The sequence below is a fragment of the Actinoplanes sp. OR16 genome, from assembly GCF_004001265.1.
Classification (GTDB): domain Bacteria; phylum Actinomycetota; class Actinomycetes; order Mycobacteriales; family Micromonosporaceae; genus Actinoplanes.
This window is the reverse complement of record NZ_AP019371.1, coordinates 1929821-1944164: the sequence shown is the minus strand read 5'-3', so window position 1 is coordinate 1944164 and position 14344 is coordinate 1929821. Positions and strand designations below refer to the sequence as shown.

Annotated in this window: 15 protein-coding genes; 8 read left to right on the top strand and 7 right to left on the bottom strand. The window is 67.5% G+C overall.

Going from position 1 to position 14344, the window contains the following annotated elements; genetic code table 11:
* Window position 1 precedes the first annotated feature (1 nt).
* A complete protein-coding gene (locus EP757_RS09020) occupies window positions 2–286 on the top strand; it encodes a hypothetical protein (RefSeq protein WP_127543830.1) in 285 nt (94 codons plus the stop codon).
* A 630-nt stretch (window positions 287–916) separates the two neighbouring features.
* On the opposite strand, the gene EP757_RS09015 is transcribed toward EP757_RS09020, so the two are convergent.
* The 7 genes from EP757_RS09015 to EP757_RS08985 form a co-directional block, all read right to left on the bottom strand.
* Entirely contained in the window at window positions 917–1519 is a 603-nt protein-coding gene (locus EP757_RS09015) for a hypothetical protein (RefSeq protein ID WP_127543828.1), read from the bottom strand.
* Entirely contained in the window at window positions 1516–2631 is a 1116-nt protein-coding gene (locus EP757_RS09010; RefSeq protein ID WP_127543826.1) for a M23 family metallopeptidase, read from the bottom strand. Before EP757_RS09010 ends, EP757_RS09015 begins: the two co-directional genes overlap by 4 nt.
* Window positions 2628–3002, bottom strand: a complete 375-nt coding sequence (locus EP757_RS09005) for a hypothetical protein (RefSeq protein ID WP_232050428.1) — start codon at window positions 3000–3002, stop codon at window positions 2628–2630. The genes EP757_RS09010 and EP757_RS09005 overlap by 4 nt, the downstream gene beginning before the upstream one ends.
* A 176-nt stretch (window positions 3003–3178) precedes the next feature.
* Entirely contained in the window at window positions 3179–5125 is a 1947-nt protein-coding gene (locus EP757_RS09000) for an MFS transporter (RefSeq protein WP_127543824.1), read from the bottom strand.
* 1 nt (window position 5126) lies between these two features.
* On the bottom strand, window positions 5127–8843 hold the full coding sequence (locus tag EP757_RS08995) for an ATP-binding protein (protein ID WP_127543822.1): 3717 nt from the start codon (window positions 8841–8843) through the stop codon (window positions 5127–5129).
* Window positions 8844–8925: 82 nt separating this feature from the next.
* Window positions 8926–9288 carry a hypothetical protein gene (locus EP757_RS08990; protein WP_127543820.1) on the bottom strand — a complete coding sequence of 121 codons (363 nt, stop codon included), beginning with the start codon at window positions 9286–9288 and terminating at the stop codon, window positions 8926–8928.
* A 1-nt stretch (window position 9289) separates the two neighbouring features.
* Window positions 9290–9553: a hypothetical protein gene (locus tag EP757_RS08985; RefSeq protein WP_127543818.1), complete on the bottom strand. Its 264-nt coding sequence runs from the start codon at window positions 9551–9553 to the stop codon at window positions 9290–9292.
* 363 nt (window positions 9554–9916) lie between these two features.
* Here EP757_RS08985 and folP point away from each other — a divergent pair, with 363 nt between their 5' ends.
* The 7 genes from folP (at window position 9917) to EP757_RS08950 (ending at window position 14314) form a co-directional block, all read left to right on the top strand.
* Window positions 9917–10750, top strand: coding sequence for a dihydropteroate synthase (gene folP / locus EP757_RS08980; RefSeq protein WP_127554146.1), 834 nt, complete (start codon window positions 9917–9919; stop codon window positions 10748–10750).
* The gene (gene folB, locus EP757_RS08975) at window positions 10747–11112 is read left to right on the top strand and encodes a dihydroneopterin aldolase (protein WP_127543816.1); all 366 of its coding nucleotides are present in this window, start codon (window positions 10747–10749) and stop codon (window positions 11110–11112) included. Before folP ends, folB begins: the two co-directional genes overlap by 4 nt.
* On the top strand, window positions 11109–11636 hold the full coding sequence (folK, locus tag EP757_RS08970; protein WP_127543814.1) for a 2-amino-4-hydroxy-6-hydroxymethyldihydropteridine diphosphokinase: 528 nt from the start codon (window positions 11109–11111) through the stop codon (window positions 11634–11636). The genes folB and folK overlap by 4 nt, the downstream gene beginning before the upstream one ends.
* Complete coding sequence (locus tag EP757_RS08965; RefSeq protein ID WP_127543812.1) at window positions 11633–12151, top strand: DUF3180 domain-containing protein; 519 nt, start codon at window positions 11633–11635, stop codon at window positions 12149–12151. The genes folK and EP757_RS08965 overlap by 4 nt, the downstream gene beginning before the upstream one ends.
* Before the next feature lie 126 nt (window positions 12152–12277).
* Window positions 12278–13471, top strand: a complete 1194-nt coding sequence (locus EP757_RS08960) for an ABC transporter permease (RefSeq protein WP_127543811.1) — start codon at window positions 12278–12280, stop codon at window positions 13469–13471.
* Between the two features lie 15 nt (window positions 13472–13486).
* Window positions 13487–13768: a hypothetical protein gene (locus EP757_RS08955; protein WP_127543809.1), complete on the top strand. Its 282-nt coding sequence runs from the start codon at window positions 13487–13489 to the stop codon at window positions 13766–13768.
* Window positions 13769–13822: 54 nt separating this feature from the next.
* Window positions 13823–14314 carry a hypothetical protein gene (locus EP757_RS08950; RefSeq protein ID WP_127543807.1) on the top strand — a complete coding sequence of 164 codons (492 nt, stop codon included), beginning with the start codon at window positions 13823–13825 and terminating at the stop codon, window positions 14312–14314.
* Window positions 14315–14344 lie beyond the last annotated feature (30 nt).

The window sequence follows — 14344 nt, the reverse complement described above, 5'->3', positions numbered from 1 at the left end:
CATGGCAGTCCATGACATTCGCAGTCAGGTCGCCCGTACCGACTCAGGGGTTGTCCTGAAATCCGTCGACCGCGAAACCATGCTCGTCTCGTTCCGAGGCCACTCCATGCACCTCCCGGTCGATCGGGGCATGGTGTCGTACGGGTTCTACCTGTCCCCGGCCCCCACCTGGGACGACGACTCGGCGGTGTCGGCGCCGGACCTCGCCGTGGTGAAACAAGCCATTGTGGAGATCCAGCGCCATTGGGGGTTCGGTGTGGACTTCCATGTGCTGGAGGTGGATTAGTGTCGCTGGTATGCGTGCGGGCCCACCAGATTCAGTGCCGTCTTCAGTGCCGCCGGACTCAGGTCCGTCGGTTCCCCCCAGTTCGCCGGGACCGCGGGAGGTCGTGGTGACACCGGACGGAGGGCGGCCGTTCAGCGGCGGCGCCAGAACCGGTAGCCGTTTCAAGAGCCGCCGGGCAAGGCTGTTCCTGGCGCTAACGGCGGGCATCATGGGTTTGTTGTGCTTAGGAGGAGCCGGAATAGTTTTCCTCCTGTACAACGATGCTACAGAAATCGACCGGTCGACTCCTGACCAAGTCGCTTCGAGCTTTTTGCGTTCATACCTGGTCAACCGAGATGACCAGCAGGCTAGTCTATACAGTTGTGATTCAGGAACGGACTTTTCACAACTTTCTGCCTTGAGGCAAGAGATGGTTGTCCGAGAGAACAAGTTTGGAACCTCAGTGACCGCGACCTGGGAATCACTAGAGGTATCGAGCAGTGATGAAGGTTCCCGGGAAGTGAAAGTCGATGTTGTTATCTCGGGATCCAAGAACGGCCAGCAAGTGAGTAGCCGAAGTGAGTCATGGTCTTTTCAGCTTGAGGATCGGGATGGATGGCGCGTTTGTCAAGCCATCAAGAATTCGTAGCGCTATTCGATCCAAAGAAGGTGAGCGGGGACTTCTAGAGTGCGTGGTGTCCGGCCGTCCCAGCCCCAGCGGTACCAGTCGAGTTCCTCGGTGACTCTTGCGCAGATCTCGCCTTCCTCGCTCGTGTAGAGCTCGGTGATCGCTCGCAGATCGCGCTGTTCGCCGCCGTCCTCTAGTAGGCGTGCTACTCGTCGGCCTGCTAGGAAGTCCGCCTCGGTCGCGGCGACCGGTGGCCGCCTGGGCGGCTCGTCGAGGGAGACGAGCTGCGCGTCCTTCGGCCGGGAAGCGGGGGTAGTGCCGGCAACGCCGTACTCCTCGACCCAGACTTTGTCGACAGGGACCAGCGCGGCGAAAACCTCGGTCTGCTCCGCCTCGGCGCGGTACCACTCCGATTCCGCCATCACCGGAACGAAGGTTCGACTTCCTTGTACGACCTTTTCATCGGCTCGTAAGTCGCCCCGCCAACCGAGACCGGGCGAGCCGATTACGACTCGGCGTCCGCGTAACTGGCCGCCCATCGTGGCGGGGGTGGGAATCACCGGTCGCGGAGCTTCCAAAGCCCATCCTGAATTCATGGCGAACGGATCAGGGAAGCCGCCGTTCATCCCTCACCGCCCAGTGACGCTCCCTGCTCGCGCATGAAACGCACGGGGTCGATGGCGCCGGCACTGGAACGGTCATTGTTGAGGTGCACCTCGAAATGCAGGTGGGGCCCCGAAGAGTTTCCACTCGAGCCGACTCGGCCGATAACGTCGCCGGCCGCCACCTGCTGATTCTCGCGTACGAATGGCCGCTGCACCATGTGACAGTAACGCGTCATGACGTTACCGGCATGGATGATCTCGACCATCCACCCGCATCCGCCCTTGCCGGGATAGCCATCCACATTGCAGCTCTTGCGACCCCTGAAGTCTTCGTCGCACTTCACCAGCGAGACCACGCCACTGGCGACCGCTGCGATCGGCACGTACTTGTCCACGATCAAGTCGACGCCCTGGTGATTCGGCCGCTCCGGACTGCGGAAACCAGAGCCGACTCCCGCTCGCAGCGGAATCGTGTAACCCGATGCGGCGATCTGCCCGGAAGCTGCGCAGACCATGGTGACTGAACTACCCGCCGCGCTGGCAGCACCGTCAGCGAGCATGTTGACGATCTGGGTGGCGATCGGCTCGTGCTTGGCATAGGCGTCCGGGTAAGCGCTGATCTGCACCGATTGTGCGGCCCGGGTCAGCGACATGGTCTCCCAGCCGTCGATGGTCTTGAGCTTGTTGTAGAACTTCGTGCTGGAGTAAACGGGGTCCCGTACCTGCTCAGGGGTCCCCCATCCAGAACTCGGCCGCTGCTGGAAGAGGCCTTGCGAGTCGTGGTCGTTCCGCGCGCCGAGATGACCGAGGTTGACGAGCCGGGACTCCTGCATCGCTGTGGCGACCGCGATCACCCAAGCCCGAGGGGGCATCTGGAGCTGCTCACCCACGTTGATGATCACTGCTGCATTCCGGATTTGATTTACGCCGTACGGCCGGATCTTCGGCAGCTTGGAGTCAGGATCGACGGCGCCACCCTTGCCACAGCCCAACGTGGCGTTCAGGCTGCTCTGCTCGTCGCTGTCGATGTTGCCGAGCACAAGCATGGTCACACTGCCGCCACAGCAGAGCAGGGCAAGCGTCACAACCAACGAGATCAGCAGAACCACCCTGCGTGGCCGCGGAACTCTCACGCCGGCTCCCAGTCGATCCCGTCGACCAGCCAGTGCCCGTCAGGGGCTACCAGCCGGAGGCTCAACTTCCCGGAATCCATGGTGACGATTGCGTTCACCATCGTCTCGTTGACCGCTACGAGGCTGGGCCGACCGATGACCCGCTCGGCCGGCACACCGGCGGGGTCGACGCCTTCGAGCTGGCTCGAGAGATCTTTGGTGGAGTTCGGCAGCAGACGGTCGCGCCACTTCTGGGCACTGACCGACTCGTGGTCCACCCACGCCGAAGCGAACGCATAGGCAACCGCTTCAGGCTGCGCCCGCCCAGGACTGGTCCTGGGCGTCGGCGGCGGTTCGGAAGATACGACGCTGTCATTGTCGGATGGATTCACGCTAACAGCGGTCGTAGGGCTGCCACTATCCAGCGTTAACGATGTGGCCCGTCCGTCGGAAAATAGGCGTCCAACTCCAACCACCGCGAGAACGATCGCGAGTAGCACAATCGCCACACCCCAACGAGACCGAAAGATCCCGGTGAGAGTGCGCTCGATAAGTCCAGACACCACAATCACCGAGCCTCGGAACGTATCCGTGGCGTAGCTGGTTCGTTCGTTGTCGATCCCGTTTCCGGACGGTAGATGGCGTATGAGGTGGGTCGTTCAGTGGTATCCGGCTCCGCCCACTCTCCGGACTGACGAGAGCGGGTTGAGGTGAGTGGTTTCTGGCGCGCTGGAGGAGCGACTTGGGTTTCGTCGTGGACGGTCTCGTTGCCGTCAGGGCGCTTCGTCTCGGTCGATGTCCCGCTACGCTGATACTGTGCTGCGGCCGAATGCGCCGGATCTTCAAGCCTTGCCTCTGGCCGCATGTTTCGTTGCTCGACATAGATCGGTCGGCCGTCCTTGCCGAACATCGGTTCGCGGGTACCGCCGCCTTCTGCGACTTCCAGCTTTGCTGCCTCGCGCGCGTCACGGAAAAAGCGTCGGTGCCAAGAACCCGCAGAAGCGATTGTTGCAGCGCTGTCTTTGCCGCCAAGTTGGGTGATGCGTCGATATGGGCGCAGAAGGAGCCAGCCGACGACACCGCAAAGCCAGACCAGCACTACCTGTAGCCATCCGGCAAGACTTGGCGTATTCATGATGAGGTCTACGGCGAAGAGGTAGATTGCCGCACCGGTTCCGAAGATTGCGATGTTGAAGACGGCTGCCACCACCGCGTTTCCCAGGCGCCGGATTCCTGCGCTGGCTGGGCGGAGAAGACCGATTGTGCCCAGAATGGGAGCTGCAATCACTGCCCAGCGGAATATCAGGAAACCAAGAAGGACGAGGATGGAGGCAGTGAGGTCGAACATCGCAAACATAAGTGCGGCCAAAACCGCGATGAAGCCGGCGCCGATGCGCTCCATTCCGTTCTCGCCACGGAGGTATGCGTATGCCTCAGCGTCCTCTGTCTTAATCTGTTCCGCGACTCTCATCCACTGATCGTTCTTTGCTGAGATGGTCGCGTCACGATCCGTCGGATTAGTTCTCAAACGTTGCGTATCAGCCCATGACAGAGATTTGGCGTCGTAGAGCGCCTTGCCGTACTTTTGGGCAGTCACGCTGTCGGCGGATCCGAGTGCCCCGCGAAGCCAGTTCCTGTAGAGGATGGTTTCGGTGGCCGTGTCGCTAGCGCGAACTGCAGGCGGCCTATTGTCCGTGCAGGCGCCAGGAGTTGGATCATCGCACTGATCCGCTGGCGTGTCCTGCGGGCGGGGTCCTACGGCATCGTGGACAACGCTCAGCGATGTGACAAGCGTTTGGTCAGCGATATTTGCCGAGCGGACTGGCCAAGCTGCGATTGCTGTAACGACAACCATGATCAGAATGGCCCATCCGGCTGTCGTGGTAGCCGCGCCCATCTCTGCCTGCTGGGATCGCCAGATCAGATATAGGCCAACAACGGCTAGCGTAACTACGCCGAAGACGCTAAAAACCTTGGTGTAAACGGCTTTGGTTGCCTGGTCTACGAGTGTATTGGCCCAGCCCCACAAAGAATTGGGGTCCCATGCGCGCTCTCGCAGCGCATTCGAGGCGCCAATAATCCCGGTAGCAATCATGAATTCGCCGTTGGCGATCGTAGTCTCGATTTTTGAGTCAGCTTCTACGATGGTTGATGCGCAACCACCCTCGAGATCAAAGGTGCTGAAGCTATAACCAGCGTATCCATACTGTGTATAGAGGCCCTTGGGCCCGTTAAGAGTGGATGCCTCAGGACGTTCGGCGAACCAGCCGGCCAACCCCGAATCTGGAGTGCTCGGTGTCGGCGGTGTAAGGCACTGGGCTCGTGTCGTCCCGACTTTAGCGAGCCGCCCAACGCAGCCTTTAAGGTTCTGGCCCCACTCCTCCACACTGCAGGCACCACCAGGCGCCTTGGATGGGGCCGCGAATGCACCCGCAGGCGCTGCCACGGCCCAAGCTATAGAAGCCACCGCGACGACAATCATCGCCGTTACCAGCGCCAACCCCCGCCGCACCATCTCAGACCTCCAGGTCGGACGGGAGAGGAACCACCGCTTGCGGCGCCGCTCCCGGTGTCGTGTCCAGATGTTCAAGGAGCCCGTCGACATAGCCCACGTCGACTCTGACCTTCTGGACCCGCCCGTCCACGTCCCGCATCACGAACTCACGGAAGCCCAGGCGGTGCTGGGACGAAGTGTCCACCTGGGAGAGGGAGGCGAGCGTCGCCTCGTATCCGTCGTGTACCGGCACCCGGAGGAGCCGCAGTGCTTCGGAGGCGATCTCCTGGTCTTCGGCGATCCGGCCGACGAAGACGGTGGAGACCAGGTTCTGGACGTCGAGGCCGAGGATGTCGCGCGGGTTCTGGGAGGCGACGAGCGCGGCCAGGTTCCATTTGCGGGAGTCTCGGGCGAGGCGGACCAGGAAGGAGCGGCCGGAGCGCCAGCCTTCCATGAAGTGCGCCTCGTCGAGGCCGACCATCTTGCGGGACGACATGGAGCCGCCGTAGCAGCGCCGGACGGCGAGCCGGTGCGCGGTGTGCAGCATCGGCAGGGCCAGGGATTCCTCGGCCGACCAGTATTCGCGTTCGATTTTCAGGTCGGGGAGGCGCAGGCCGGCCATGGTGATGACGGTGAGGGCCGCGTCGGCGCCGAGGAGGTGCTGCGGCGGGTGGCCGAAGAACAGCAGCGCGAGGGGCATCTCGGCGGTGTCGAGGAGCAGGTTCGCCAATTCGCGACCCTCGTCGTCGTCAAGAGCTTGGAGCGTGCGTACGACGTCGTCGAGTGTCGACGTCTCCTCCGCCGGAACCTGCCGCACCGCGTGCCGCAGCAGCGTCGCCGTGGACGCCTCCTTGGCCACCTGTGGCGGAACCAGCATCGAGCAGATGTCCTGGACGAGCATGCGCCGCTCGGCCCGGGCGTTCGACACGGCGATCTCGAACTCGCGGTCGCCGGCCGGCCCGGTCGGGAATTCGGAGCGGATCGGGGTGGGGATCAGCGCGTAGGGCGCCAGAGTTCCCTGCTCCGAGCCGGTGAGGTTCAGAACGCGGCTGTAGGGGCGCAGTTCCGGCATCTGGCAGAGTCGGGCGAGCGGTCCGGACGGGTCGAGCAGGGTGACCTGGACACCGCGGCGGGCGTTCAGGTAGCCGAGCGCGCCCATCAGCGTCGACTTGCCACCGCCGGGTTCGGCGACGAACACGCCGAGGCCGGAGCGTTCCCGCACCTCCATCGGGAAGTGCAGGTCGAGGAAGACCGGCCGGCGGCAGGTGCCGGCGGTCCGCCCGATCAGGTCACCGCGCCGGTCGCCGACCGTGGAGGCGGCCTGGGGCAGCGCCGCCGCGAGCAGTTTGACCGGCATGCGGCGGACGTACCCGGTGTTGGCGATCGGCTCGCCGGGGATGAACTCGCGGGCGAGCTGGTCCTGGTTCTTCGGGTGCTGCAGGGAGATCCGCAGCTCGCGGGAGTAGAGCTGGATGAGCCGCCGGGCGCGTTCCAGGCATTCCTCGCGGGTGGCGCCGCCGACGGCGATCCGGTGCCAGCCGTGGGCCCGGGCCGACTCGACGGGCAGGCCGGTGGTCATCTCGTCGCCGATGACCAGGGCCCGCTTGGCGAGACGCTCGAGTTCGGGTGGCGCGTCGATGCCGTGCTCGGCGTAGTCCAGCTGCTGCGAGCGGATCATGCGGAGCCGGTGTTCGAGGTTCTTGAAGGAGCTGTTCGACCCGAGGATGTCGATCCGTGAGGAGAGTTCCATCGGCCAGGGCAGCCGCTCGTGGAAGTGCATCCACGGCTCGTGCTTCTCCGGGATCTCCAGCGGCTCCATCCGGCCGACCGAGAGGACGGCGACGTGCCGTTCCTCGCCGGTCATCCGGTTAACGAGTTTGACGGTGGAGCCGTACGGCGTCCGGTAACGCTCGACCTGCTCGGTGAGCGCGAGCAGGTCGCCGGTCTCCCAGTGCCCGTTGGTGACGGGGGAGAGCAGCCCGGGCGGGGCCATGGCGAGCGCCACCGAGCGGTAGAGCAGCCATTCGAGTTCCTGCGGGGTGACCCGCCGCCCGCGCATGCCGAACGCGTTCAGGACCTCGTCGAACTGCTCGACGGTCCGGCCCAGCTTGCGCCGCTCGCCGTCGGAGGTGCCCTTGCCGAACATCCGCAGGATGCGCTCGGAGAACGTGTCGCCGAGCGAGCGCCGGGCGAACGTCACCCCGAGGTAGGTCTGCCCCTCGGCGTGGTTGACCGACAGCAGGTGGCGCTGCGCCGAGACGAGGTGGTCCGACCAGGAGGTGGCGCCGTGCACGTCGGGCAGCGGTTTCGCGGTGAACGAGTCGACGGTGCGGGCCCACTCGTCCGCCGGGAACGGCCGCGTGGTCCGGCGCAGGTGCAGCCGGAAGCCGGCGAGTCCGGCGTACTGCTCGGAGATCGCACTGAGCAGCGCCTCGCGCTCCGCGTCGGGCCGGAACGCCCAGCGCACCTCGGGAAGGGAGTACCACGCCGTCACGGTGCTCTGGGTGAACGTCAGGTGCCCGGCGATCTCACTGATCGCGAGCTCCATCGCCGGGTCGCGGTCGCTGAACTTCAGCTTCTGCGGTCGCAGCGCCGCGGCCTTAGCCTCCTTGCGAGGCTTGACGGGCGCCTCCCGCTTCGCGGGCGCCTTCTCCGTGCGCCGGGCCGGGGACTTCTCCTTGCGCTTCGCGGGTGCCTTTTCCGGTACGGGTACGGGCAACGCGCTCGCTGCCCGGGAAGGGCTGTCGTCGCCTTCCCAGAGCCGCCGGGACGGCGCCCGCTCCACAGCCGCTGGATGCGGCCCGTCCGGGGCCTGAGCGGGCGGCAGAGGCGTTCCCGTGGGGAAGTCCGTGGCGGGTGACGTGGCCGTCGGCGGCGGCCAGTTGTCGAACTCGCTGAAGTCGAATTCGTCGGGCATCGGCTCGACCCGCTCGGCGCCGAACGCCGGCCCGGACCGGGTGCCCTGCTGAGCGACCGGCTCGGGCTCGGCGTAGTAGTCGGGCTCGGGGCCGGCGGGCGCCCGCGTGAAGGGAGCCCCGTTCCACCCCGGCGAGTCCTCGACCACCGGCGGAGGCGGCGAAACCGGCGCGACCGGCGAACGATCGGCGACAGGAGGCCCGGACACCGGCCGCCCCGCGCCGGGCGGTGCGGACACCGGCCGCCCCGCGCAGGGTGGCGCGGAGACCGGCCCGGAAACGGGCGGCGCGGAGACCTGCTTGGAGACAGGCGGCCCGGAGACAGGCGGCCCGGAGACAGGCGGCCCGGCGACAGGCGGTGCGGAGACCGGCGGTGCGGAGACCGGCGGTGCGGAGACAGGCGGTGCGGGGACCGGCGGCGCGGAGGAAGGGCGGCCGGAAACCGGGGCAACCGGACCGCTCACCCGGTCGTTGAACCCGAAGCCGCGGTCCGGCGCCACGTCGTCGGCATCCGGGGCGGGATTCGCGTAAAGATCACTCTGACGGGTATCCGCGGTACGCACCGGAGTGGCGGTCCCGCCGAACAGGTCGAGGAAGGGCGAGTCGATGTCCAAGGTGGTGTCGTCGACCGCTGTGGCGCGTGGACGGACCGGCTGCGGCGCCTGGAACACCCCGACGCCACCGTGGCCGGGCGCGGCGACGAGGTCCTCGGCGTTGTCCAGCGGATCAGGCGAAGAGTAGTTGTCCGAGCGCACACCGTTACTCTGCCTGTCTGCGGACGAGGCGTCCGCGCGGGGATGCCCGTGCGGAGGGGTTCCGGTCATGCGCGGACCCCGGCAGTGGTCACGGCGGGAGATGCGGCGGCCACGTCGAGGGCAGCCGGTATTTCACGAACAATCCACCTGGTCATACCAACTCCTCCCGGACGCGGATGCGAGTGGCGACAAGTCTCGGATCGCGTTGCTCAACGGCGGGCTCGCGGGTGCGGCGCCAGTCGGTGAGCGCGGTGCGGATGACGACCCGGGCCGGCCGGTCCGGGTCGACATGCCGGAACACGTACGACGTCGTCACCATGGCGAGGGCGATCTCCCAGGCCGGGAACGGATCGAAGTCGAGCGTGATCAGGTAGTGGAGGAACATGAAGAGCGGTACCAGTACGACGAACATCCCGTACTGCGCGTACGGCAAGTGCACGGGCAGCGTGTATCCGGGCGGGCCCAGATAGACCAGGCGTGCCCGGTAGATGTCGTCGTCGGTCCTGAGCCGCATCTCAGTTGAAGATCAGGTCGATGATGTTCTCGCCGACGAAGAAGAGCGTGGCCGCGCCGGCGATGAACGCCAGGCCCACGATCGCGATCGCCGAGCTGGTGAGGACCTTCGAGATCTCGCCGCGGCTGGCCCGGCCGATGAAGATCACGCCGAGCACCGCGAGCAGGATCGGTGCGATGTTGCTCGCGAAGAAAGTGACGATGCCTTCGGTGTTGATGCTGCCGCTTGGTTCGGCCGCCAGGACGGCGAGTTCAGTGGCGATCATCGGTAAACCTCCCCGTGTCCGGTAAGGGGGGTACGGACACGCTGCAGTTGTGAAGCCGTACGGCAACGCCCATATGGTGCTACCTCGCGCTCACCACGTCGAGTGAGCCGTTCGGGCACTGCCATGCTCGTCTGCTCTCTTCGGTCACTTCATGATGCCCAGTTCCGAAGAGTACGGCCCGTACTTGCGAGCAACAAGCGCCCGTTTCGTTACCCAAGGTGAAGGAGCGCGTGAATTTCAGTCACGTGGCATCGTACACCTGTTCGAAAACCTGCTTGCCCGTACCCTTTGCCTGTGCCGACTTCGCCGCTGGACGCGCAGCTCACGGGCGCTGAACTGCTCCGCCGGGATCACCCGGTCGTGATGGGCGTCCTCAACGTCACGCCGGACTCCTTCTCTGACGGAGGGAGATACACGGATATCGACGCCGCGGTTCAACATGGCGTGTGCCTTTCTGACGAAGGCGCCCACGTCATCGACGTCGGCGGCGAGTCGACCCGGCCCGGCGCGGAGCGGGTGGACGCGCCGACCGAGATCGCCAGGGTGGTTCCGGTGATCGAGCGCTTGTTCGCCGAGGGCGTACCGGTCAGCATCGACACGACACGCGCGGCGGTCGCCGAGGCGGCGCTCGCGGCGGGCGCGGTCGTCGTCAACGACGTCTCGGGTGGCCTCGCCGACCCGCGGATGGCCTCGGTCGTGGCCGACGCCGGCTGTCCCTGGATCCTGATGCACTGGCGCGGGCACTCCCGCGACATGCAGAAGCTCGCCGTCTACGACGACGTGGTGACCGAGGTCCGCGACGAGCTGCGGGCGCGGGCCGACGCGGCGATCGCGGCGGGGGTCGACCCGAGCCGGATCGTGCTCGATCCCGGGATCGGCTTCGCGAAGACGGCCGAGCACAACTGGGCGCTCTCGGCCCACCTCGACCAGTTGATCGGCCTCGGTTTCCCGGTGCTGTTCGCGGCGAGCCGCAAGACGTACCTGGGAAGGCTTCTCGCCGGACCGGACGGCACGCCGCGCCCGGTCGATGGCCGGGAGGCGGCCACTCTCGCCACCTCTTTACTGGCGGTCGCGTCCGGAGCCTGGGGCGTCCGGGTCCACGAGGTGCGATCGACAGCCGACGCGCTCGCCGTCTGGAGTGCTTCGGGTTCTCCCAGATTCAAAGGCCAGAGCTTCATGGGTACGGAGGAACGATGACGACCGGCCAGATCACGCTGACCGGCCTGCGCGCGCGGGGCAACCACGGTGTCTTCGACTTCGAGCGGGAGCAGGGCCAGGACTTCGTCGTCGACGTCCGCCTCGACCTCGACCTCGGTCCCGCGGCCCGGTCCGACGACGTGACCGACACCGTCCACTACGGCGAGCTGGCCGGCAGCCTGGTCGAAGTGATCACCGGCGAGCCGGTCAACCTGCTGGAACGGCTCGCCGAGCGGCTGCTCGACGTCTGCCTGGCCGACGAGCGGGTGTCCGCCGCCGAGGTGACGGTGCACAAGCCGCAGGCGCCGATCCCGCACGAGTTCGCCGACGTCGCCGTCACCCTGCGCCGGAGCCGCCGGTGACGACCGCCGTCCTCTCCCTCGGCAGCAACCTGGGCGACCGGCTGGCGCATCTGCGAGCGGCCGTCCGGCTGCTCGGCGGCGCTGTCACCGCCGTCTCCCGTGTCTACGAGACGCCTCCGTGGGGCGATGACGCTCAGCCCCCGTACCTCAATGCGGTCTTGATCGTGGAAGACGCAAGCGCGACCGCGCGGCACTGGCTGGAGCGCGCCCAGGCGTGCGAATCGGCCGGCGGCCGGGTGCGTGATCCCGATCGCCGGTTCGGGCCTCGCACGCTCGACGTCGACGTGATCGCCGTTCGTGACACCGACGGCACACCGGTGACCAGCGACGACCCCGACCTGACCCTGCCGCATCCGCGTGCTCACCTGCGGGCGTTCGTGCTGCGGCCGTGGCTCGACGTGGACCCGGACGCAGTGCTCATCGGACACGGGCCGGTCGCCGCGCTGCTCGACGCGCCGGAGACCGCCGCCGACCTCGCCGCGATGAGCCCGAGACCGGATCTGTCGCTAGAGTCGACGAAGTGAGCGCCAACCCGGAAGACGGCCGTCGCCCCGACCCCTCGCTGCGACCGACGAGCATCTCCGTCCTCGTGGTGGCCGGCCTCGCCGCCGCGGCCGTCGGCTGGCTGGTGCTGAGCTTCTCCTACTCCCGTCTGCCGTCGCTGCCGTGGACGCCGGCCCTGGTCCTGGCCGTGCTCGCGGTCGCCGAGGGCATGCTCGCGCAGAACACCGGGGCTCGCATCCAGCGCAAGCCCGGCGCGCTGCCGGTCGAGCCGCTCGCGGTCGCGCGTTACGTCGCCCTGGCGAAAGCGTCCTCTCTGGTCGGCGCGCTCTTCGCGGGCTTCTCCGCCGGCCTGCTCACCTGGCTGCTGCTGGAGCCGACGAAGGCGGCCCGCGACGACATCCCCGCCACGGTGGGTGGTCTGGTCGCGGCGCTCGCGCTGGTCGGCGCGGCGCTCTGGCTGGAGCGGGCCTGCCGGGTGCCGGAGCAGCCGGACCGCAAGGACGACGACTCCGATCGGCCGACCGAGCGGCGTTGACGTCCGTCTACGCGAACTGTGCCCTGAACTGAGGCCATGTCGTATCCGTATGCTTTGCGGCGGGCGGCCCTCAGCCGGAGTAGCGTGCGCCTCGAACCGCTCGCGGAGGCGTAAGGAGGCGCGGACATGTCGTACGAAGAGCCCACGGACCCCGCCGCGTACCGGCGTCGCGTGCAGTACGACGACACCGCCACGAGCACGCTCGATCAGTCGCTGCGCGCTCCGGTGACCACCACCGGCCCGCTCCCCGCGGTGGAGGAGGACGGCCGCGACCGCCTCGGCGTCCACCTCGGCTGGGAAGTGGTGCTGCTGCTCGCCACCGGGGCGATCGCCTTCCTGCTCTTCCGTGAGGATTCGGCCGCGCTGCAGCGTCCCGCCCTCGACTCCCTGCTCGTTCTCGGCGCCGCGATCGGCCTGCTCACCCTCGGCGCCGGGCTCAGCCTGCGGGCCGGTGTGCCGAACCTGGCGATCGGCCCGATCGCCCTGGCGGCGGCGTTCCACTACGCGGAGAACGGCGACCGCGGTCTGGTCCCGGCGCTCACCCCGGCCCTGATCATCGGTGCGGCCGGCGGCCTGATCGTGGCGATCGTGATCATCGCGCTGCACGTGCCCGGCTGGGCCGCGACCCTGGCGGCCGGCCTCGGCGTCGTCGTCTACTCGCAACTGCGCGTGGCACCGGTCGACGTGCAGGGTGACTGGGACCCGACCGGCCAGGCGTTCCTGCTCTTCGGCGGCTTCGCGCTGCTCGCCCTGCTCGGTGGTGCGCTGGGCGCTGTCGGACCGGTCCGCCGCTGGGTCGGCGCGTTCCGGCCGTCCGGCGACCCGGCCCGCCGGGGCGGCCCCGCGACCGCCGTGCCGGTGATCCTCGCGCTGGTGTTCTCCTCGCTCGCCGCGGTCGGGGCCGGCGTCATCCTGGCCGCCGGCCCGAACGACCCGGTCGTCCCCGGCACCGGCCTGGAGTGGACCGGCATCGGCATCGGCCTGGCCCTGCTCGGCGGGACCAGCGCGTTCGGCCGGCGCGGCGGCATCTTCGGCACGCTGTTCGCGGTGACCGCCCTGACGCTCTTCCTCGACTACGAGAACCGCCGCCAGCTCGAGATCGCCCTCTTCGCGATCGCCGCCAGTGTCTTCGCCGCCGGCCTGGTCGTCACCCGGCTCGTCGAGACCTATGGCCGGCCGCTGCCCGCCGGCAACGGCGAGGAGTGGAACGCCGCGGCGAGCAACGGCACCTGGTCGCCGGATCGGCCGGAGACCTGGAACGCGCCGGGCGACCCGCAGCCGCCCCGCTGGGACGACGGTCCTTGGGGCGCCACGCGCTGACTTATGCTGTGAATCATGAGCTCGCCGACCTTCGCCGAACTGGACGCCCTTTCCACCGAGGAGCTGCGGGAGCGGGCCTTCGCCCGGGCCCGTGAACACCACGACGTCAAGTTCTACTGGTCGGTGCTGCGGCACCTGCCGGACGCCGACGAGGCCGCCGCGCTCGACGGCGCGCCCAACTCGATCGGGCCGACCATCGATGAGGCCGTCGCGCTCTGGCGTGAGCTGGAAGGCCGCGATCTGGGCGAGTCGGAGCCGCTGCTCCGGGCCGCCTTCATCGATTACTTGAGCAGATAGCGGGTAATGACGTTCGTCGTTTGAAGGCCGGGCCCCGCTGGGAACAACGGGGCCATGGCTCTCGGGAATCGATACAAGACCGCACCGGGTGCGGGCACGCTTGCCGCATTCGTCCTCGTCCTCGTCTTCGGCAGCCCCTGGTACAGCGACTGGGTCGACGACAACACCGACCCGGAGACGGCCGGCGGCTGGTGGCTGCGGCTGCTGTCCTGGCCGCGCTGGCGGTTCGACGCCTCCGACTCGCTGCGCGACGTGATCGTCGGCGACCTCAAGGCGATCCTGCTCGTGGTGCTGACCGCTCTCTTCCTCTACCTGCTGCCCGGCTCTCAGCTGGCCCGGGCGCGCGGCACGATCAGCCAGTTCTTCGCCGGCTGGGCCGCGTACATCTTCGCCGGTGGCTTCGCCGCCCTCCTCGCCACACTCTTCCTCAGCAACCCGTCGCTCCTGAGCGCGTTCCGGGCAGCCGGCGCGGGCGCTGGATACGGCCTCTTCGTCGGCTGGATCGTCGGCCTCGCCTCACTCGGCGGCTGGCGCGGAACCAGGTAGTCCTATCGGCTGCGTCCCGCCCATGGGGCG